The organism is Mycobacterium marseillense (assembly GCF_010731675.1).
GTDB classification, from domain to species: domain Bacteria; phylum Actinomycetota; class Actinomycetes; order Mycobacteriales; family Mycobacteriaceae; genus Mycobacterium; species Mycobacterium marseillense.
On record NZ_AP022584.1, the window covers coordinates 662,863 to 684,024 of the forward strand.

Annotated in this window: 18 protein-coding genes; 5 read left to right on the top strand and 13 right to left on the bottom strand. The window is 66.3% G+C overall.

Translation table 11 applies throughout. From position 1 onward, the window contains the following. Window positions 1–638: 638 nt before the first annotated feature. Window positions 639–1,517 carry an SDR family oxidoreductase gene (locus G6N26_RS02930; protein WP_067172340.1) on the top strand — a complete coding sequence of 293 codons (879 nt, stop codon included), beginning with the start codon at window positions 639–641 and terminating at the stop codon, window positions 1,515–1,517. Here the strand turns inward: G6N26_RS02930 and G6N26_RS02935 are convergent. Further along, window positions 1,514–2,959 (bottom strand): amino acid permease, encoded by a 1,446-nt coding sequence (locus tag G6N26_RS02935; protein WP_067172342.1) that lies wholly within the window; start codon window positions 2,957–2,959, stop codon window positions 1,514–1,516. The genes G6N26_RS02930 and G6N26_RS02935 overlap by 4 nt on opposite strands. A gap of 81 nt (window positions 2,960–3,040) precedes the next feature. Continuing rightward, on the bottom strand, window positions 3,041–3,943 hold the full coding sequence (locus tag G6N26_RS02940) for a PAC2 family protein (RefSeq protein ID WP_179960280.1): 903 nt from the start codon (window positions 3,941–3,943) through the stop codon (window positions 3,041–3,043). A 421-nt stretch (window positions 3,944–4,364) separates the two neighbouring features. On the opposite strand from G6N26_RS02940, the gene metH reads away from it, so the two are divergent. Then, window positions 4,365–8,144 (top strand): methionine synthase, encoded by a 3,780-nt coding sequence (metH, locus tag G6N26_RS02945; protein WP_083018786.1) that lies wholly within the window; start codon window positions 4,365–4,367, stop codon window positions 8,142–8,144. Window positions 8,145–8,149: 5 nt separating this feature from the next. Here metH and G6N26_RS02950 read toward each other — a convergent pair whose 3' ends face one another. After that, window positions 8,150–8,860 (bottom strand): TetR/AcrR family transcriptional regulator, encoded by a 711-nt coding sequence (locus G6N26_RS02950; RefSeq protein ID WP_082991468.1) that lies wholly within the window; start codon window positions 8,858–8,860, stop codon window positions 8,150–8,152. A 94-nt stretch (window positions 8,861–8,954) separates the two neighbouring features. Between G6N26_RS02950 and G6N26_RS02955 the strand changes: the two genes are divergently transcribed. Continuing rightward, window positions 8,955–9,404, top strand: a complete 450-nt coding sequence (locus G6N26_RS02955) for a hypothetical protein (RefSeq protein ID WP_067172350.1) — start codon at window positions 8,955–8,957, stop codon at window positions 9,402–9,404. Between the two features lie 16 nt (window positions 9,405–9,420). On the opposite strand, the gene G6N26_RS02960 is transcribed toward G6N26_RS02955, so the two are convergent. From G6N26_RS02960 to G6N26_RS03005, 10 genes are read right to left on the bottom strand one after another with little or no spacing between them, the layout of a single operon-like run. Next, complete coding sequence (locus G6N26_RS02960; protein ID WP_169925531.1) at window positions 9,421–10,185, bottom strand: mannan-binding family protein; 765 nt, start codon at window positions 10,183–10,185, stop codon at window positions 9,421–9,423. Then, window positions 10,185–10,862 (bottom strand): tetratricopeptide repeat protein, encoded by a 678-nt coding sequence (locus tag G6N26_RS02965; protein WP_083018790.1) that lies wholly within the window; start codon window positions 10,860–10,862, stop codon window positions 10,185–10,187. Before G6N26_RS02965 ends, G6N26_RS02960 begins: the two co-directional genes overlap by 1 nt. Window positions 10,863–10,893: 31 nt before the next feature. After that, on the bottom strand, window positions 10,894–12,153 hold the full coding sequence (locus tag G6N26_RS02970) for an MlaD family protein (RefSeq protein ID WP_083018792.1): 1,260 nt from the start codon (window positions 12,151–12,153) through the stop codon (window positions 10,894–10,896). Then, window positions 12,150–13,370, bottom strand: coding sequence for an MlaD family protein (locus G6N26_RS02975; protein WP_083018794.1), 1,221 nt, complete (start codon window positions 13,368–13,370; stop codon window positions 12,150–12,152). The genes G6N26_RS02970 and G6N26_RS02975 overlap by 4 nt, the downstream gene beginning before the upstream one ends. After that, a complete protein-coding gene (locus tag G6N26_RS02980) occupies window positions 13,367–14,506 on the bottom strand; it encodes an MlaD family protein (protein WP_083018796.1) in 1,140 nt (379 codons plus the stop codon). The genes G6N26_RS02975 and G6N26_RS02980 overlap by 4 nt, the downstream gene beginning before the upstream one ends. Beyond that, window positions 14,503–15,558, bottom strand: a complete 1,056-nt coding sequence (locus G6N26_RS02985) for an MlaD family protein (RefSeq protein ID WP_083018798.1) — start codon at window positions 15,556–15,558, stop codon at window positions 14,503–14,505. The genes G6N26_RS02980 and G6N26_RS02985 overlap by 4 nt, the downstream gene beginning before the upstream one ends. Next, on the bottom strand, window positions 15,551–16,606 hold the full coding sequence (locus G6N26_RS02990) for an MlaD family protein (protein ID WP_067168466.1): 1,056 nt from the start codon (window positions 16,604–16,606) through the stop codon (window positions 15,551–15,553). The genes G6N26_RS02985 and G6N26_RS02990 overlap by 8 nt, the downstream gene beginning before the upstream one ends. Continuing rightward, the gene (locus tag G6N26_RS02995; protein ID WP_083018800.1) at window positions 16,603–18,186 is read right to left on the bottom strand and encodes an MlaD family protein; all 1,584 of its coding nucleotides are present in this window, start codon (window positions 18,184–18,186) and stop codon (window positions 16,603–16,605) included. Before G6N26_RS02995 ends, G6N26_RS02990 begins: the two co-directional genes overlap by 4 nt. A gap of 23 nt (window positions 18,187–18,209) precedes the next feature. Then, a complete protein-coding gene (locus G6N26_RS03000) occupies window positions 18,210–19,073 on the bottom strand; it encodes an ABC transporter permease (protein WP_067168464.1) in 864 nt (287 codons plus the stop codon). A 1-nt stretch (window position 19,074) separates the two neighbouring features. Continuing rightward, window positions 19,075–19,914 (bottom strand): MlaE family ABC transporter permease, encoded by an 840-nt coding sequence (locus tag G6N26_RS03005; RefSeq protein WP_067168463.1) that lies wholly within the window; start codon window positions 19,912–19,914, stop codon window positions 19,075–19,077. A gap of 304 nt (window positions 19,915–20,218) precedes the next feature. Between G6N26_RS03005 and G6N26_RS03010 the strand changes: the two genes are divergently transcribed. Together G6N26_RS03010 and G6N26_RS03015 are read left to right on the top strand one after the other, a co-directional pair. Beyond that, window positions 20,219–20,821, top strand: a complete 603-nt coding sequence (locus G6N26_RS03010; RefSeq protein ID WP_083018802.1) for a TetR family transcriptional regulator — start codon at window positions 20,219–20,221, stop codon at window positions 20,819–20,821. A gap of 57 nt (window positions 20,822–20,878) precedes the next feature. After that, complete coding sequence (locus G6N26_RS03015) at window positions 20,879–21,160, top strand: phosphoribosyl-ATP diphosphatase (protein ID WP_067168461.1); 282 nt, start codon at window positions 20,879–20,881, stop codon at window positions 21,158–21,160. The last annotated feature ends 2 nt before the right edge of the window (window positions 21,161–21,162 follow it).

The window sequence follows — 21,162 nt, forward strand, 5'->3', positions numbered from 1 at the left end:
CCCGATTTTTTGTGCATCATCCCTCCCGTATTAGAACGAAGCCGACTAGTCCGAAGGGGCTGATCCCGGTCGCAACCGCGGGTCGCGACAGCTTCCGCAAAACAAACTTGAAAACGTCGGCGACGAAATCGAGGTCGGTGGTGGATAACACCGGGAGTGGCTCGTTACCTGGGCAAGGAGAGCGCAATGGCTGCGTTGTCGAGTCCGGCGCGCGGTGGCTGGGTTGGCGGAGCCACCGCGCGCCGGCGGCCTATCGGAAATAGCCGAATTCGACATGCCGGGAGCCTATGGCCGGCTCTGCTGTCGGCGGGCAAGATGCGAGGCAAATAGAGTAGTCCGCGTGTCCAGTTAGGGTAGTGCTAACACAGAAAACTGCCGCCGAGGCCGATCCAGCGCAGCGCATCACTTGACAAAGAGTGGCGTCGGGGCGGGCGGGGATAAACCAATTTTGTAAGACGCGCGCTGAATAGCGCTCGCTTTCGACGATGTCAATTGCAATGGCGCGCTAATTGCCTTCGTGAACAATTCAGCCGGCTGCTGATCCACCGCAGGCAGGCGGGTCGCGCGCGCAACTCCGCCGGCCCCGCCCGCCTGCGGGCGCCTTCACTCGGATCCGTCGCGCCGGTACGTTGTCGGCCATGACATCGCTGCGTGACCAAGTCGTCTTCATCACCGGTGGCGCCCGGGGGATCGGCGCTGAGGTCGCGCGCCGGCTGGCCGCCAAGGGCGCCAAGCTCGTGCTCACCGATCTCAACGACGCCGACCTGAAGGCGCTCGCCGCCGAACTCGGCGAAGACCGGGTGCTGACCGCGGTGGCCGACGTGCGCGACCTGCCGGCGATGCAGGCGGCCGCCACCCGCGCCGTCGAGCGATTCGGCGGCATCGACGTGGTGGTGGCCAATGCGGGCATCATGAGTTACGGGTCGGTGGCCCAGGTCGATCCCGACGCCTTCAAACGCGTGCTCGATATCAACGTGCTCGGCGTCTTTCACACCGTGCGCGCCACCTTGCCCGCGGTGATCGAGCGCCGCGGCTATGTGCTGATCGTGTCCTCGCTGGCCGCGTACACCGCGGCTCCCGGCCTCGCGCCCTACAACGCCTCCAAGGCCGGCGTCGAGATGTTCGCCAATGCGCTGCGGTTAGAGGTGGCCCACCACGGCGTGAGCGTCGGCTCGGCGCACATGTCCTGGATCAACACCGCTTTGGTCCGCGATACCCAGACCGACCTGTCCGCGTTCAATCAACTGCTGGCCAGCTTCCCGTGGCCGATGAACAAAACCACAACCGTCGACAAATGCGCGGCCGCCTTCGTCAAGGGCATCGAGCGCCGCCGCACCCGCGTTTACCGGCCGGGCTGGGTGGCCCTGCTCCGTTGGGTCAAGCCGGTGCTGTCCACCCGGGTCGGCGAAGCGCCCCTGCACAAATCCACCGCCGAGCTGCTACCCCAACTGGACGCCCAGGTCGCCGCGCTCGGCCGTTCCACCAGCGCCTATAACCAAGACCTCGGCAAGTCCTAGCCGGTCTGGGCCGCGCGCTGCGACGCGACCGCCGCCACCCGCTTGCGCACCAGGAGCCATCCGGCACCCAGCGCCGGGATGACGACCACTACCGTGCCGATGGTCCACCTGCCGGTTTGTTTGTCGAACGCCATCATCACCAGGACGACGGCCAGGAACGCCAGGGTGAGATAGCCCGAATAGGGCGCGAACGGCATGCGAAACCGCGGTCGTTGCAGAAGGCCCGCCTTGGCCAGCCGGTAGGCGCGCAGCTGACACACCACGATGGTCGCCCAGCACGCGATGATGCCCGGCGCCACGATGTTGAGCACAATCTCGAAGGCTTCGCCGGGGTTGGCCGCGTTCAGGGCGATGCCGAACAGGCAGATGGCGGCCGCCATCGTGATGCCGACATACGGCACCCCGTTTTTCGACATCCGGGTCGCGAACCTGGGAGCGCTGCCACTCGCGGCCATCGAGTGCATGATGCGGCCGGTGGAATACAGCCCCGCATTCAGGCTCGACAGGGCGGCGGTGAGCACCACCACGTTCATCAAGTCCCCGGCCCCGTGAAAGCCGATCGCGGAAAAGAAAGTGACAAAAGGGCTTTCGGTGGCCTTGTAGGAGGTGTACGGCAGCAGCAACGCCAGCAGCGCCACCGATCCGACGTAAAAGATGGCGATGCGAGCGATCACCGAATTGATCGCGCGCGGCATGACCTTTTCCGGTTCGGCGGTCTCTCCGGCGGCCGTGCCCACCAATTCGACTGCGGCATAGGCGAACACCACGCCCGAGGTAGTCAGCAGCATCGCCAGCACGCCGGAGGGAAACAGACCGCCGTGGTCGGCCCACACGCTGAGCCCGGTGCTGTGGCCGTCGACCCGGTAGCGCCCCGCCAAAAAGACGATTCCCACCACCAGGAAGGCGATGAGCGCGAACACCTTGATCAGCGCCGCCCAGAACTCGAGCTCACCGAACCACTCCACCGAGATCAGGTTCATCGACAGCACGACGATGAGGGCGAGCAGCGCCAACACCCACTGGGGGATCGATTCGAAGGTCGTCCACCGCCGCAGATAGGTGGCGATCGCGGTGGTGTCGACGATCGCCGTCATCGACCAGCCCAGGAAATACATCCAGCCGATGGCGTAGGCGGCCTTTTCGCCGAAGAATTCCCGCGCGTACGACACGAACGAGCCCGACGACGGACGATGCAGGACCAGCTCGCCCAGCGCTCGCAGGATGAGGAAGACGAAGATCCCACACACCGCGTACACCAGGAACATCCCGGGGCCGCCCTTGGCGAGCCGGCCGCCCGCGCCCAGGAACAGCCCGGAGCCGATCGCGCCGCCGATGCCGATCATTTGCACTTGTCGGGGCTTGAGTCCCTTGCGGTAGCCGGCGTCCTCGCCGAAGTCATCGGCTAGGAGGCTGGGGTTGCCATCATCGGGCAACGCGGGCATGAATCGTCCAATCGGTGGGTCGCGAAGCGATGCTTCCGTAGTTGATCGGTCACCGGCAAGTTCGGCAGCGACCGCTCGAGATCAGCGCCCGAAGCCGGGGCGGCGACGGCGCAGGTAGCGCTCGAACTCGGCGGCCAGGGCGTCGCCGTCGATCTTGCCCAGCGCGTCGTTCATGTCGACCTCGGCGTCGCCGCGCTGCTCCAGCGACTGCACGTATTCCGCGAGATCCTCGTCCTCGGCGGTCATCTCGGTGACCGCCTGCTCCCATTCCTCGGCGTCGGTCGGCAAGTCCGCCAGCGGAACCTCGATGTCGAGCACGTCTTCGACGCGGCGCAGCAGGGCCACGGTCGCCTTCGGGTTCGGTGGTTGCGACACGTAATGCGGCACGGCAGCCCAGAACGTCACGGCCGGGATTCCGGCGGCCACACAGGCGTCCTGAAACACCCCGGCGATGCCGGTGGGGCCCTCGTATCGGCTCTCCTCGAGGCCGAAACGCTTCGCCGACGCGGGGGAGTAGGCCGCGCCCGACACCGGAACCGGCCGGGTATGCGGGGTATCGGCCAGCAGGGCGCCCAGGATCACCACGGTGTCCACGTTGAGCTTGTCGGCGATGGCCACCAACTCCGCGCAGAAAGTGCGCCAGCGCATGTTGGGCTCGACGCCGTGCATCAGCACGACGTCGCGGTCGCTGCCCGGGGGCCGGCAGTGCGAGATCCGCATCGCCGGCCACACCAGCTCGCGGGTCACCCCGTCCACCTGCCGGATCACCGGGCGATTCACCTGGTAGTCGTAGTACGCCTCGTCATCGATCTCCAGGATCGGGTCGGCTTCCCAGATGGCCTCGAGGTGTTCGAGCGCGTCGCTGGCCGCGTCGCCGGCGTCGTTCCAGCCCTCGAACGCGGCCACGACGACGGTCTGGTGCAATTCGGGCAAAGCGGCCTTACCACTAGGGAGGCCAAAAGGAGGGCCGTCGGGCGGGGTCACAGAATTAGCGTACGGCCTTCGGCCCCGATCTTCGGGGCACGGTGGCCGTGAATTGGCGCCCGCCGAGCGGTTTACCGGGGGCTTTACATAGGGCGACTATCCTTATGGCGTGACTGCCGCCGACGAACACCGCGCCGCGGACCTGGTCCTGGACGATCGCCACGACGGCGTCGCCGCGATCAGGGCGAAATACGGGCGGCGGCAATCTCGTTAACCTTGGTAACTACTCCATTGCCGACAAGACCCGCGAGCTGGCGAGCCAGGGCAGCGCGGGCCGGGTCGAGCCAGGGCGTCCAGACGTCGGGTGACGACGTAGACTTTTCTGGTCGAGAGGCGTTGCAACGGTTTCTGGAGGGGCCCGGTCCCCGCCCGGTGACCGCCACGCTCGGCAGAGTCAAGGACGCCTTCCGCTACGGAAGGAATGCACGTGACCGCCGTTGAGAACAAGGCTTCCGCGACGAACACCTTCGCGCCGAACATCCGCCCCGACTGCACCGACGAACTGACGGCGGCTCTGCGCCAACGGATCATGGTGATCGACGGCGCGATGGGCACGGCGATCCAGCGCGACCGGCCCGACGAGGCCGGCTACCGCGGCGACCGGTTCACGGAGTGGCCGACCGCTCTGCAGGGCAACAACGACCTGCTCAACCTGACGCAGCCGCAGATCATCGAGGGGATCCACCGCGAGTACCTCGAGGCGGGCGCCGACATCCTGGAAACCAACACGTTCAACGCGAACGCGATCTCGCTGTCGGACTACGACATGGCGGATCTGGCCTACGAACTGAACTACGCCGGCGCCGCCCTGGCCCGCAAAGCGGCCGACGAGTACAGCACCTCGGAGAAGCCTCGCTACGTGGCCGGCGCCATCGGGCCGACGACGCGGACCGCGTCGATTTCGCCCGACGTCAACGACCCCGGCGCCCGCAACGTCTCCTACGACCAACTGGTCGCCGCCTACCTCGAAGCCGCCAACGGCCTGGTCGACGGCGGTGCCGACCTGCTCATCATCGAGACGATCTTCGACTCGCTGAACGCCAAGGCGGCGGTGTTCGCCGTCGAGACGCTGTTCGAGGACCGCGGCCGCCGCTGGCCGGTGATCATCTCGGGCACCATCACCGATGCCTCCGGGCGGACGCTGTCCGGTCAGGTCACCGAAGCGTTCTGGAACGCGATCAGGCACGCGAAGCCGATCGCGGTGGGTCTCAACTGCGCCCTGGGCGCGCCGGAGATGCGACCCTACATCGCCGAGATGGCGCGGATCGCGGACACCTTCGTCTCGTGCTACCCGAACGCCGGCCTGCCCAATGCGTTCGGCGAGTACGACGAGACTCCGGAGCGTCAGGCCGGCTACATCGCCGACTTCGCCGAGGCCGGCCTGGTCAACCTGGTCGGTGGTTGCTGCGGCACGGCGCCGCCCCACATCGCGGAGATCGCCAAGATCGTCGAGGGCAAAGCGCCGCGCGAGCTGCCGGAAATCGAGGTGGCTACCCGGCTCTCGGGCCTCGAGCCGCTCAATATCACCGACGACTCCCTGTTCGTGAACATCGGTGAGCGCACCAACATCACCGGCTCCGCCCGGTTCCGCAACCTGATCAAGGCCGAGGACTACGACACCGCGCTGTCGGTCGCCCTGCAGCAGGTCGAGGTCGGTGCGCAGGTCATCGACATCAACATGGACGAAGGCATGATCGACGGCGTCGCCGCGATGGACCGGTTCACCAAGCTGATCGCGGCCGAGCCGGACATCAGCCGCGTCCCGGTGATGATCGACTCCTCCAAGTGGGAGGTCATCGAGGCGGGCCTGAAGAACGTGCAGGGCAAGCCGATCGTCAACTCGATCTCCATGAAGGAGGGCGAGGAGAAGTTCATCCGCGAGGCGCGGTTGTGCCGCAAGTACGGCGCCGCCGTCGTCGTGATGGCCTTCGACGAAACCGGACAGGCCGACAACCTGGAGCGCCGCAAGGAGATCTGCGGGCGCGCCTACCGGATCCTGACCGAGGAAGTCGGCTTTCCGGCCGAGGACATCATCTTCGACCCGAACTGCTTCGCGCTGGCGACCGGAATCGAGGAGCACGCGACGTACGGGATCGACTTCATCGAGGCCTGCGCCTGGATCAAGGAGAACCTCCCCGGGGTGCACATCTCCGGCGGCATCTCGAACGTGTCGTTCTCGTTCCGCGGCAACAACCCCGTGCGCGAGGCGATCCACGCGGTGTTCCTGTTCCACGCCATCAAGGCCGGACTGGACATGGGCATCGTCAACGCCGGCGCGCTGGTGCCCTACGACTCGATCGATCCCGAGCTGCGGGACCGCATCGAGGACGTCGTCCTGAACCGCCGCGAGGACGCGGCCGAACGGCTGCTGGAGATCGCCGAGCGGTTCAACAAGTCGGAGAAATCTGAAGATCCCGCCGCGGCCGAGTGGCGCAGCCTTCCGGTCCGGGAGCGGATCACGCACGCTTTGGTCAAGGGCATCGACGCCCACGTCGATGAAGACACCGAGGAGTTGCGGGCCGAGATCGACGCCGCGGGGGGCCGCCCGATCGAGGTGATCGAGGGCCCGCTGATGGACGGCATGAACGTCGTCGGTGACCTTTTCGGCTCGGGCAAGATGTTCTTGCCCCAGGTGGTGAAGTCCGCCCGGGTGATGAAGAAGGCCGTCGCGTACCTGCTGCCGTTCATCGAGAAGGAGAAGGAAGAGTCCGGCGCCGGGGCGGGTAAAGACACCAACGGCACGATCGTGATGGCGACGGTGAAGGGCGACGTCCACGACATCGGCAAGAACATCGTCGGGGTCGTCTTGCAGTGCAACAACTTTGAGGTGATCGACCTCGGTGTGATGGTGCCCGCGCAGAAGATCCTGGACGCGGCCAGGGAGCATGACGCCGACATCATCGGGCTGTCCGGACTGATCACTCCGTCGCTGGACGAGATGTCGAACTTCGCCGTCGAGATGGAACGCGAGGGTCTCGAGATCCCGCTGCTGATCGGTGGCGCAACCACCTCGCGCGCCCACACGGCCGTGAAGATTTCGCCGCGTCGCAGCGGTCCGGTGGTCTGGGTCAAGGACGCCTCCCGCTCGGTGCCGGTCGCCGCCGCGCTCCTCGACGACAAACAGCGGCCGGGCCTGCTGGAGGCGACCGAGAAGGACTACGCATCGCTGCGCGAGCGGCACGCTCAGAAGAACGAGCGGCCGATGCTGACGCTGGAGAAGGCTCGCGCCAACCGGACGCCGATCGAGTGGGACGGCTACACGCCGCCGGTGCCCGCCCAGGGACTCGGCGTGCGGGAATTCCTGGACTACGACCTCGCCGAGTTGCGCGAGTACATCGACTGGCAGCCGTTTTTCAACGCGTGGGAGATGAAGGGTCGCTTCCCCGACATCCTCAACAACCCGGCCACCGGCGAGGCGGCCCGCAAACTGTACGACGATGCCCAGGAGATGCTCGACACCCTGATCAAGGAGAAGTGGCTGACCGCCAACGGGGTCATCGGGTTCTTCCCGGCCAACGCGGTCGGCTCGGGTGTTGAAGACGTCGAGGTCTACACCGACGACACCCGCACCGAGGTGCTGACCACGCTGCACCACCTGCGTCAGCAGGGCGCGCACCGGGAGGGCATCCCGAACCGGTCGTTGGGCGACTACATCGCGCCCAAGGACACCGGCCTGGCCGACTACATCGGCGCCTTCGCCGTCACCGCCGGGCTCGGCAGCGGAGAAAAGATCGCGGAGTTCAAGGCAGCCCTGGACGACTACAGCGCGATCCTGCTGGAGTCGCTCGCCGACCGGCTGGCGGAGGCGTTCGCCGAACGGATGCACCAGCGGGTCCGCAAGGAGTTCTGGGGATTTCAGCCCGATGAGCACTTGGACAACGACGCCCTCATCGCCGAGAAGTACCAGGGAATCCGCCCGGCCCCGGGCTATCCCGCCTGCCCGGAGCACACCGAGAAGGCGACGCTCTGGAAGTTGATGGACGTCCACGAGCGCACCGGCATCGAGCTGACCGAGTCGATGGCGATGTGGCCGGGCGCCGCCGTCAGCGGCTGGTATTTCTCGCACCCGCAGTCGCAGTACTTCGTGGTCGGCCGGATGGCCCAGGACCAGGTCGCCGACTACGCGAGGCGCAAGGGCTGGACCCTGAAGGAAGGTGAGCGCTGGCTCAGCTCCAACCTCGCCTACAACCCGGAGGACTGAGGCCTCTATTTCACCTCATGGCTGGACGGGGCGGCGGCGTCCTGTCCCCGAGGAGCGCGCGCGTTGATCGCGGCGGCCAGGGAGCGTTCCGCGCGCCGGCGCGTGTCGCCGAGGCCCACCATCAAGTTGACCGCCATCGGGATCATCACGTCCTGCAGCCCTTGGGAGCCGATGAATCCGGTCATTGCCAGCAGAACGAATCCATGCGTGGCACTGAGGATTTGGGTGGCCGCGGGTGTCGGCTCCTGCGGTCGGATCCGCCCGCTTTCGATGACCCGCTCGACCGCGGTGACCAACACAGACAGCGCGTCGACCCCTTCGGCGAGATCCCAGGGCGTGGTCCCATCCGCTAAGGGTTTGCAGACTCCACCAAAATCGTTGAGGCCGAACAGCAACCGATACAGCTGCGGATTTCGCATTGCGAACTCGCCGTAGGCCAGCCCGCCCGCGATGAGGTCAGCCATCGGGTCGTCGGTGTGGGGCACCGCGCGAGTGTGCTCGGCAAAGCGCGCAAGTCCTTCACGCAGCACCGCTTCGATGAGCGTGGGCATGCCACCGAAGTGCGTGTACACCGCCATGGTGGACGCGCCGATCTCGTTGGCAACCGTGCGCGCTTGGACCGCCGCCGGTCCGTCTCTCTCGAGCACGGCCAGCGCGGCGGCTACCAGGCGGTCTCGGGTGCTCACGGCGGCGTCGGGCGAAGGCATCATTGACATCTTGCCATAACAAGCGTTATGTGGACCTGACGAGGGATAACAATTGTTATCGCCACGCGGGCGGGTCGCCCGCCCCTTTCACGGGAGGACCGACATGGCAGCGACAACACCCATCTACCGCCGGCTGGTCGCCGGCGTCGGCGGCGCATGCTTGATAGTGACGCTCTTTTTGCCGTGGGCCGGGGTTGACGGCGTCAACCGCACCGGGTGGGACTTCAACACGGTGGCGGCCGTGCTCTTCCTGGTCGCCGGCGTGTTCGGGATCCTCACGGCGATCACCGGTGGGCAATTCGGCGCGGGCCGCCCCGATCTATCGCTCATCGCCGCAACCGACTTGCTCAACACCACCTCGATGTTGTTGCTCGCCTGGTTGATTCCCTTCGAGTTCCCCGAACACGCCACCCGTCAGCCGGGCGCGTTCGGCGCGCTGATCTCGGCGGCCGCAACGGCCTTCGCGGTCGCGGATTACCGCCCCCTGCGGGGAGCGCCGTGGTTCCCGCGCATCGAAACCGGCGAGCCCACCCGCGTGAGCATCCCCGGTTAGCCCGCGACGAAAGTGCCTAGATGCGCAGCACGGGCGCCAAGGCGGACAGCGGGATATGCGCCTGCACGGTGCCGCCGTCCATGTACCACTGCATGACGCCGGGTGTGAAGTTGATCGGGCTGTCGTGGCCGACCGGGTAGTCCGGCATGTAAAGGATCAGCTCGTCGGGCGTCACCGCCCAGGCCTTGTACGCCCCGGAGTAGACCTTGTCCGGGGTCCAGCGGTCGACGGTGAACGGGTAGCTGCCCGGGTCGTGCGGCGGCGGCGCCTGATCGAGCGCGGTTTCGATAAACGGTTGAGCCAGTGGGGGAATGGCGGTCAGCGGATCCGACGTCGTCAGGTCCGCCAGCTGCACGCGCCTGCCGCTTGCCATGTCGAACGTGAAGGTCCGGTAGGCATTGTTGGGCTTGGGCCCGTCGGCGTGATAATCCTCGTGAAACACCGCGCTGAGCAGGTTGGCGTGCCGGAAGACTTCGAAGTTCTCCTCGCCGTAGCTGTCGGCGGCCATGCTGGAGTTGGCGCTGCGCCAGTTGTCGACCAGGGTGTGCAGGTAGTCGCGGATCACCGGGCCCGTGGTCGGATTGTCGACCAATTCCTCGGGCACCGCGACCTTGATGTCGCGCACGGCGTTGCGCTCCGACGTCACCGAGGTGTGGCAGTACTGGCCGTCCCAGTCTCCGCCGAGTTCGCCGCAGAACGACGGGGCCGAGGCGTGCGCGTGGGCAGCGGTGGGAAGCGTTGCGGCGGCGACGAATACGGAGGCCGCGATGAGGCGGCGCATCACAGCAGCTGCACTTTGCTTGCCCGCCAGCGACCGTCGACCTTTTCCATGGTCATCTTGATCCTGCTGCGGTCGATACGCGGGTCGGGCGCGGCCGTGTTGGTGACGGTCTGGTCGATGAACACCAGCACGACGACCTTGTTCGTGGATGCGGACTGGATGGCCGAGTCCACCACCACGCCGTGCGCGGTCGCCTTGTTGTCGATCAGCAGCTGGCGAAGTTTGACGCTGGATTGGGTGTACATGTCCTTGAATTCGCCGGTCGCGCCGTCGAGGACCTGCCGGAAGTTCTCGTCGACCCGGTTCGAGTCGATGCTCGTGAGCACCTGCGCGTAGGCGATGGCCGCCTGCTGGGCCTGTTCGCCGGCCAGCTTGACCTGATGGTCTTGCCACTGCCGCCAGCCCAGAAATCCCGAAACGGCAAGTGAGGCAACGAGTAACAGCGGCAGTATGCTGCGGCGCAGGTATTGCTTCAGGTCCTGTTTCCGAGGCCGCTTACCGCGTTCGGTGTCGGGACGCTTGCGTGTGAGCCGACCGCCCTTGTCGTCGTGCTCCTCGGCCTCGCCGGTGGTCACCTCCTCGACATCGTCGGACGCCGCTTCCGTCGATTCGGCATCCGGTTCCGTTTTGACGGCCTCGGACTTCGGATTCTTTTGCGAGGTCACGATCACGGTTATCTCCTAGGGATCGGCTCGGGTGGTTCAGAGCCTAGTGCGGTGGTTCGATCGGCAGTTGCGGGCCGCCGTAGGGGGTGGGAATGGTGAAGCGCCCCTTGGGGGTCGGATCGGTCCGGCGGCCCAGGTTGGCCCCCATCGGCGGGCCGGCGGTGTCGTCACCGCCCGGGCGGGGCGCGTTCTTGGCCCCGCGGATCGAGACCGCGGGGTCGTCATCGCGGCAGTAGGTGTACATGAACGGCTCGTAGTAGTCGGCGGCCGACGGCGGGTGCGACGGCGTCCCATAGTCACACACGTAGCGGGGGTACAGGTCGGCGATCGCCCAAACCCCGTTGTCGTGAAAGGCGCTCGTCACCGCGTCCAGCACCGACCCGCGGTAGTCCGGGAACAGCGCGTTGAGCGCCGGGACCCGCAGATACAGCAGCTGCGACATGGTGGCCATGCTGCCCAGCAGCTGCACCATCGTGTCGGAATTGTCGGCGAACAGATTGTCGACCGCCGACAGGGTGCGCGGCGTCTGCTCAGTCAACCGGCGATAGCCGGCCTGCATCCTGGCCACGCCGGTCAGCGTTTGGTTGAGTTCAGTTGCGGCAGCGCCTAAACCGGAGTTTTTGTCGCTGGCCAGGGTGAGCACGACGCGGCTGGTCTTGATGATGCTGGTGGTTTGCGGCAGCACCGAATCAAGGGTCGACAGCAAGAAGGTGCCGCCGTCGACGATGGCGGTCAGCTTCGCCGGGCCCTCCTTGCTCAGGCTCAATTCCTTTTTGATCAACTCGATCTTGTGGGGATCGACCTGGGACAGCAGCCCGTCGGCGTCGCCCAGCAGCTGCGCCAGGCTGACGGGAACGGTGGTGTGGTCCAGGGCGATACGGCTGCCGTCGTGCAGGTACGGTCCGGCGTCGGAAGCGGCCTCGAAATTGATGTACTGTTCGCCGGCCGGTGAGAGCGCCGACACGTGCACGACGGCGTTCGCCGGGATCCGCACCTTCGACGTGATGCTGGCGACGGCGTTCACCCCGTCGTCAGTGATCTGCAGCGACTCGACCCGGCCGATGCGCACCCCGCGCAGCGCGACATCCTGATTGGGCAGTAGCCCGCCGGATTCCGGCAACTGCACGGTGACGCGGTAGGACGAGGCGAAGGGCTGCACGCGCAACGCGCCGATGAGCAGGTACGCAATCGCGACGACCAGGACGAGCACCAAACCGGCCACCGACAGCCACACCTGTTGCCGGTGGCCCGTGCGCACCACGCGGACAACGACATTCGCGAAGTTGGCGATGGCGCGGATCATGGTCGCGGTCCCGGCGGCGGTGCGGGTGGCCCCGGTGGGGGCCCGGGGGCGACGTCGATCTGGCCAGGGACGGTCGGGTCCGGGATGACGGGAACCTGCGGCGAATCGGGGCCTCGGCCCACGACGCGCTCCTGCAGCCGCCACAGGGTGTACTTGAGGGTGCCGACGAGCAGGTTCACGTTGTAGTGGTGTGGGCCGTGCAGCCCGATGTCACCGGGGAATCCGATGTCGGGGATCGATCCGAGCAGGATCTTGTCCACGCTGACGTTCACCGAAATCGAGTTCCCCGCCGTCGATTTGATCAACGGGGGGATCAGGCGATTCACCGACAGCCAGCTGGTGTCCGGGCTCATCGCGACGTCGTTGGCGGCCCCGGCGACCGTGTTCAGGTCGCGGATCAGGCTGCGCCCGCTGGTGTCGGTGCCGCCGATCGAGGGGAACCTGGCCAGCAGCCGCGAGGTGTCGCCCACCTGCACTGCCAGATTGGAAAGCTGGGCGGTGTTGTCGGCCAGGGCCGACGTGGCGGGACGGGCGGCCGCCATCAGGTCGCTGATGGTGTGATTCTTGGCGTCGAGTTGGTCGGCCAGCTGCGACAACTGGGTCAACGCGTTCTTGATCTGATCGGACCGCGAATCCAGCGTCCCGAGCAGCTCGTTGGATTTGCGGATCATGTCTCCGAACGCCTGGCCCTGATCACCGGTCGCCTTGCCGAAACCGTTGATGATGTTGGTGAAATTGCGGACCGCCCCGCCGTTGACCAGAATCGCCGCGGAGCTCAGCACCGACTCGACGGTCGCGGCGGCCGCCGTGGAATCCAGGCCGATGGTGTCGCCGTCGCGCAGCAGCGGTCCCTCCGCATCCCCGGCGGCCGGTGGCTTCAGCGCGACGAACACGTCGCCCAGTGGTGTCGCGGTGCGCAATTCGGCGGTGCTGCCCCGGGGCAGTTGCACCCCGTCCCTGATCCGCAGCCGGGTGAGCGCGGTGTAGTTGCGCGCGACCATCGATTCGAGCTGCCCGACGTCGGCGCCGGCGAGTTTGACCTTGGCGTTCATCGGCAGGTTGAGCGCGTTGGAGAACACCGCGTTGAGCGAATAGCCGCCCGAACCCAGCCCCGGCGCCGGAAGGGGCAGGCTGGCAAGGCCGTTCGTGGCGCATCCCGCGGTCACCATGGCCGCGGCCAGCGCCGCCGGTATGCCCCGCCTGCCCGCGATCGTCATTTCTGCCCCATGGCGGCCATGCCGTCGAGCACATAGGTCAGCCCGAAGTCGGGCCCGAAGTCCTGGATGGTCCCGGTGCTGCATCCCAGCTGCCGAAGACCCATCAGGTTGCAGATCTCCTTGGTGTACTGGCTGTCGAAAATCAAGCGGTCGGTGAGGAATCGGGCCCGCACGGCGCCGTTGGCCCGGTCGATCATGTTGTAGGCGTTGTCGGCCAGCAGCGGGGCCACATCCAGGAGCTCCGCCAGGTCGCGCCGCTGGTCGGCCACCGTCTTCAGCGCGGCATTGCCGTTGCCGACGGTCTGCTTGACGTTGTCGCGGTTGGCGTCGAGCAGGTCGCCCGCCCGCTGGATCAGGTGGTCGAGCTTGCGGCCGGTGCTGCCGGTGCCCAGGTCCTCGTCCGCCATGATCTGGCTGACTTGGTGGATGGTGGAGGCGAATTCGCGCAATTTCGTGTCGTTGGCGGCGACGGCGTCGAACAACGTGCTGATGTTTTTGACGATCGTGGTGATCTGCTCGCGGGTCGTTGCGCCGCCGTCGCTGGACAGGCGCAGCGCCTTGGACAGCTCGCCGAGAGCGGCTTTGATCTTTTCGCCGTTGCCGCTGACCACCGCGGTGCCGCCGCCCAGCACGTCGGCGATCGGCCCGCCGCCGTGGCCGTCGCCCTCGAGCGACTTGGTCACCTTGTCCAACACGTTGAGGACGCTGCTGAATTCGATTGGTGTCTTGGTGCGAGGCAACCCGATGGTGTCGTGGTTCCGCAGGATCGGCCCGTCGCGATAGGGCGGGGTGAGTTCGATCTGCCGGTCGGTGAGGATCGAGGTCGACACGGTCACGGCCTGCGCGGTGGCGGGAATCTTGACGTGGCGGTCGACGGTGAAGTCGACTTCGACGTAGCCGCCCTTGGGATTGATTTTGGTGACTTTGCCCACCGGCATGCCCAGCACCGCCACCACGTTTCCCTCGTAAAGGCCCGAGGCGCTGTCGAATTGGGCGGTCACCGTGATCGTGTCCTCGTCGGAGCGCAGGTACCACCAACCTGTGCCGGCGACCGCAGCGATCGCCGCGACGGCGGCGATGACGGCCACCACCTTGACGGCGAGCGTGGCTCCGGCCTTGTTCGAGTGGTCCTTCACTTGCAGTCCTTGAAGTACTGGATCATGCCGAACTGCTTCGCGCGGCCACTGATCGCGCACATCCACGAGTCGATCAATGGAACGTTGGGTGCGTTGAAGTTGACCGCGTTGCCCTCGCCCGTGAGGTTGGCCGCCTCGCGGAAGAATATCGGGCTGATCTGCAGCATGCTGTGCAGCAGGTCGTCGTGCGCGGACATCAAGTTTGTGAAGTCCCGCATGTCTTTAATCAACGCGTCCAGCCCCGCCCGGTCATTGACCACGACCTGATTCATGGTGTCGACGAGACTGGTCAGGGATTGCATCATCGCGTGGAACACGGCGCGCCGCGCCACGAATTGGCCCAGCAGGTCTTGGCCCTGGTTGACCAGATTGCCGATTCCGGCCTGCTGGCGCCGCAGCGTGTTCGTCACCTGCTCGGTGCTGCGCAGCAGCTGTCCCAACTGGTCACGGCGCACAGCGATGATCGACGACAGTGTGTTGATGTTCGTGATCGCCTGCGGCACAACCGCGGGCAAACCCTCGAGCTGCTTGCCCAGCACCGCCAGCGACTGCGCGAACCTGTCGGAGTCGACCTGCTCGAACGTGGTGGTGGCGTCCTGCAGCGCGGCTTGCAGGTCGTAGGGCACCTCGGTGTGCGCCAGGTCGAAGGTGTTGTGGGGCAGGCGTGCCGGGCCGCGGGGTTCCAGCGCGAGGTAGCGTGAGCCCAGGATGGTGGTGACCTTGATCCGGGCGCGGGAATCCTTGCCCAGCGCGATGTTGTCCCGAACCTTGAGTCCCGCCTCGACATGGTCGCCGACGAGTTTCATGCTCGTGACGTTGCCCACCGGGATGCCCGCGACCACAATCGGGTTGCCGGCCCGCAACGAGGCGGCCTGCAGGAACTCCGCGGTGTAGTGCCGGTAGCCGGCGCCGAGGGCATGCACCAGCAGCATGACGCCGATCAGCACCGCGACCACCGCCACCGCGATGAATCCGAGCCACGTCTTGTTATAGCTTTCCAGCGGGCGTTGCTTCATTCCCGAAAGCCGCTGTCGCACAGTCTTGTCAGCCATCGACGGTGCTCCTGCATCGCGGGGTGTGCCACGCCCTGTTCCCCGGTGTGGCCGCGTTGATGATGATCGGCACCACATCGTTGAGTCCGGGGAAGAACCCCAAGAAGTTGACGTCACACACATACGCGTTGCCATAGGCGCCCTGATTGCCGACCCGGACCAGTCCCTTCAACAGCAGCGGGATGTTGTCGCCGAAGAACGCCACCTGCGGTTCGACGTCCATGATGTGTCTGGCCACGCCGGGCTGACGATCGATGAATTCGCGTAGCGCCGGATACACGTCGGACGCCGAGGTCGACAGCCGGCCGGTCACCCGCGCCAGCGATCCCACGGAGGCGACCAGGTCGGGGCGCCGCCGGTCGAGCTCGCCGACGACGCTGCGGGTCTGGGTGATGACGCCGTCGAGGTCGTCGTTCTGCGCCGCGAGGTTGCCCACCACTTTGTTGAGGTTGGTGATCACGTTGCCGAGGGCCTGATCCCGGCCCGCGAATGTCTCTGTGAGCGTGGACGTCTGGCCGACCAGTGTGGCCAGCGATGACGTGTCGCCCTGCAGCGAGGCGATGATGCCCTTGGTGAGGTTGTCGGCATCGTGGGGGTTCAGCAGGCTGAACAAGGGCTCGTAGCCGTTGAGCAACGTGGTGACGTCGAACGACGGGTCGGTGCGTTCCACCGGGATGGTGCTGCCCGGGGGCAGCAGCTTCGGACTGCCTTCCTTGCCCAGCGACAGTCCGAGGTAACGCTGGCCGACGATGTTCTGGTAGGTCACCGACGCGAGGGTGTTTCCGTACAACCGCTGTTCTTGCTGCACGACGAACGAAACTTTCGCCAGTGTCCCGTCGAGCTCGACCTTTTCGACGCGGCCGACCCGCACCCCGGCCATGCGGACGTCGTCACCCTCGCGAAGCCCGTACACGTCGGTGAACACCGCCGAATACCGTGCGGTGTCGCCGGCCACGTCCCGGCGCAGGCTCACATACACCAGCCAGGTCAGCGTCAGCGAGATGACCATGAACAGGGCCAACGCGATGAGTGGGCCGCGAAACTTCATGGGGCCTCCCCGGTCGGATGGGCCAGCGACACCGTGCTGCCGCGGGCGACTGGACCGAGCAACAGCTCGGTGGCCGGCGTGGCGGGCGCTCCGGTGATCACTCCCAACATGTTTCGTTCGTACTGGCTCCCAACGGGTCCCACGTTCCCCCCGAAATGAGCGCTCCCGAACGCGGCCTGCGGAATCCACGGCGCCTTGGGCGCCACCGGCGCCACCCACGGTTGGTGTGGTTGCGGCGTCGCCGGCGCCCCCGGCGACGGGTTGTCGGGATTCGCGCTCCCGGGCACGGGTGGGGACGGCGTAATCCCCGGGGCCAGCGGGGGATTGGGGTCGGTCAGATTGGGAGTCGGGTTGATCAGCGGCGGGCCCACCGCGACCAGGTTTCCGTCCGGCCCGATCACGGTCCCCGGCGGGGGCGCGAGATCCTTGGGCGGATGATAGTTCTGCGGCAGCAGCACTTCGGGCAGATCGGGCCGCACCGGAATCAGCGGCGCGGTAAAGCAGCTGGGCCCCTTGAGTTCGCCGTAGTGCGGACAGTCGGCGCGCGTGTAGGTGGAACTGGGCGTGAACGTCAGCATCGCGTGCATGTTGCCCAGGTTCTTCTCCGGGTTCCAGACCTGCTCCATGAACTGGTTGGCCAGGTTGTCCAACTTGGTCACCGCGGGCACGAAGTTGTTCGACTTTTGCGCCAGCACGCCGAGCACCGGCGTGAATTCGGTGGTGATGCGGATGAGTTGGTCGATGTGGTTATCGAACGACTGGCGCGTGGTGCCGACCGTGTAGTCGGCGCCCGACAGCAGCGAGGCCAGCTGTCCGCGCGTCTCGGCGAAGGTCTGCATCGGCTCGACGGCCCGATGCAACGCGTCGAGAAGATCGGGGGCCGTCTGCGCGAGCCCCGTCGTCGCGTCCAGCAGCGCGGACACCGTCGACGGGCCGGTGTCGGTGCTGACAATCGAATTGAGCTGGTCGAGAAGGCGATTCAATTGCGCGCCGGCGTTGAGCAGGCTGACGCGGCGATGGTCGGTGGCCGCACCGAGCGCGGCCAAGATCCCCACCGACCTGTCGTCACGGTCGCGCCCCGCGGCGGCCAGCAGATCGCGCAGCTTGCTGACGGTGGTCTGGAACAACACCGTCGGCAACCGCTTGTCCTCCGGAATATGGGCGCCCTGGCGGATTTTCGCCCCCGGGCCCGTTTGGTTTGGGGAGCCCACCAACTGCACCGAGGACACGGCGAACACATTGCTCGGCACCACGCGTGCGGTGACGGCGGCCGGAATCGACTTGGCGTATTCGGGCTTGAGGTCGATGTGGACATAGTTGGGTTTGCTATGCGCTGCCGGGACGACGTCCTTGACCATTCCGACGAGCACACCGTGATATTTGACGTCCGATTTCTGCGGAAGACCATCGCCCACGTTGACCAGATCGGCAACCACCCGCACGTAATCATTCAGCCTGCCAGTGGATTTGACCAACATCGCGGCGGTGACCAGGGCGCTGACCACCACCACGGCGATGCCGACGCCGAACAGCTGGCGCTCGGAGGGGCCGCGGCCATCCTGCTCAAGGGAACGAGGCATCTTCCACCGACCTAGCCATGGGCCTAACCGCCGAACCTGGCGCCGGAGTCGACGCCCCACAGCGCCATGGTGAGCAGCATGTTCACAATGATCACGACCGTGATGCTGGCCCGCATGCCGTGCCCCGCGGCGACCCCGACGCCTTCCGGTCCGCCGCTGGCGTAATACCCGTAGTAGCACTGGATTGTGGAGGCGATCCACACGAAGATGACGGCCTTGATCAACGAATAGACGATGTCCTGGCCGGCCAGCATCAGTGTGAAGTAGTGCAGGTAGGACCCCGTCGAACCGCCGCTGCCGATCCCCACCACCACCTGCGTGCTCAGGTAGCCGATCGCCAGGCACGCCGCGTACAGCGGGATGATCGCCACCACCGAGGCGATCAGCCGGGTGGTCACCAGGTAGGGGATCGGCCGGATCGCGATCGACTCCAGCGCGTCGATCTCCTCGGCGATGCGCATGGAGCCCAGCTGGGCGGTGAAGCGGCAGCCACCCTGCATGGCGAAAGCGAGCGATGCCATCAGCGGAGCCAGCTCGCGGGTGTTGACCAACGAGGAGACGAACCCGGTGGCGGGCCCGAGGCCGAGCAGCTCGAGGAAGTTGTAGCCCTCGATGCCGACGAGCGCGCCGACCGTCATGCCGAGCACCACCGCCACCCCGGCGGTGCCGCCACCGACCACGATCGAGCCGTTGCCCCAGGTGATGTTCGACAGCAGTCGCAAGAACTCGCCGCTGTACTGGCGCACGGCCAGCGGCACGGCGACCGCCGCCCGGACGAAGAACACCAGCAGATGGCCGAGCTGGATGATCGGTTCTTTGCCCCTGCGGTAGAGCCGGACGAGCGGCGTGGAAATCGGTGCGAAAGGCTCATACGCCGAGGCCGTCACGTCACAGCCCCGTCCGGGGCGACAACAGGATGTAGAGCTGGCTGATGGCGACGTTGACGATCATCAACAAAAGGATCGCCTCGACGACGGCGGCGTTGACGGAGTTCGCGACGCCCGTCGGTCCGCCCTTGGTGGACAAGCCTTTTTGGCTAGACACGACGGCCACGATGGCGCCGAACACGATCGCCTTCAGCAGCGCCAGCACCATGTCACCGGTCGTCGCGAACGACGCGAACGTCGACACGAAGCTGCCCGGCGCGCCGTTCTGGAAGTACACGTTGAACATGTAGCTCGCGAAAAAGCCGGCGAAGCACACGACGCCGGTGAGGGCCACGCCGATCATCACCGCCGCGGCCAGGCGGGGGACGACCAGGCGCCGGATCACCGAAACGCCCATCACCTCCATCGCGTCGGTTTCCTCGCGCATGGTGCGCGACCCCAGGTCGGCGGTGATGGCCGACCCGACCGCCGACGCCATGAGCACCGCCGCCACCAACGACGCGCCCTGTCGAATGACCGCGAGTCCGCTGGCCGCGCCGGCCAGAGAGGTGGCGCCGACCTGGCCGGCCAGCAGCGCGAACTGGATGGACAAGGTGACGCTGATCGGCAGCGAGACCAGGATCGTCGGCAGCACGGCGGTGCCGGCCATGAACGCGCCCTGCCGGACGAATTCGTGCCATTGGAATCGCCCGGTGACCAGGTCGAAGAAGAAATATTGCACGGCGCGCACGCCCAGGACGAACTGTTCGCCCACCGTCGTCAGTGAGGCGACCGGGTGACGTTTGACGTACCCGACGGACCAGTCCCGGATGGCGACGACGCCGTCAACTTGGGTCGTCACAGCCGCCGGACCTGGCGCCCGTGTAGCAAACCTGTGGCGCGGCTCATTGCGCGCCAGCTACCGCAATCATCGGCCCTCTTCCCACCCCTAAGCATGAGTGCCGAGCAGAAGACGTTGAGCGGCCATCGGACACGATCTTATTAAACTTGGATCGACCGCCCGCACGACTTCGCAGTTCATTGATGTGTGCTGCATCACACTAACCTACTTGATAGGGACTTTCAATAGTGTAGAGTCACTCATCTGAGTTCGTCGCTGGACAGAACCGCCCGAGTTCAAACGTCGGATTGACGAAGGTGATGGCATGCCCTCAGCAAACACCGGCTCGCTGCGGGACCGGCGCCGGGCCGAGCTGCTCTCCCAGATCCAGCAGACCGCCCACCAGCTGTTCGCCGAACGCGGATTCGGGGCGGTGACCACCGAGGACATCGCCGAAGCCGCCGGGATTTCGATCAGCACCTATTTCCGGTACGCGCCCACCAAGGAGGGCCTGCTCGTCGATCCCGTCCGGGAGGCGGCGGCCGAGATCGTGGGCTCCTACAGCGCGAGGCCGCCGCACGAGTCGCCCGTCGAGGCCCTGATCCAGCTGTTCGTCACGCACGCCAGGGATGTCAGCGAGGTTGACAACCTCGACACCTGGCGTCTCGCCGTGGCCACCGCGCCCCACCTGCTGAGTAAATCCGTGCTGATCAGCGAAACCGACCACGGCAACCTGATCGAGCAGGTCGCGCACCGGATGGGCGTCGATGCGAGAGTCGACATCCGGCCCGCGTTGTTGGTCCACACCAGTTTGGCCACAGTCCAATTCGTCCTCGACGGGTGGCTGACCTCGGACATCGGCGAAAGCCCGCCCTTTCATGAGCAGTTGGAACGAGCGCTGCGGCTGACCCTCGCCGGATTCGACTGACCGAGGCGCCGAGAATCCCCGCCGGGGTTAAACCGCCGTGACTTTGCCGACCGCCGCGTGACACAATCGCTGGCCGTGAAGACCTTCGAGGATCTGTTCGCCGAACTGGGCGAGCGTGCCCGCACCCGGCCGGCCGGCAGCGCGACCGTCGCCGCGCTCGACGGCGGCGTCCACGGGCTGGGTAAGAAGATCCTCGAGGAAGCCGGCGAGGTGTGGCTGGCCGCCGAACACGAACCTGACGACGCGCTGGCCGAGGAGATCAGCCAGTTGCTCTACTGGACGCAGGTGCTGATGGTCGCCCGCGGGCTGTCCCTCGACGACGTGTATCGGAGGCTGTGACC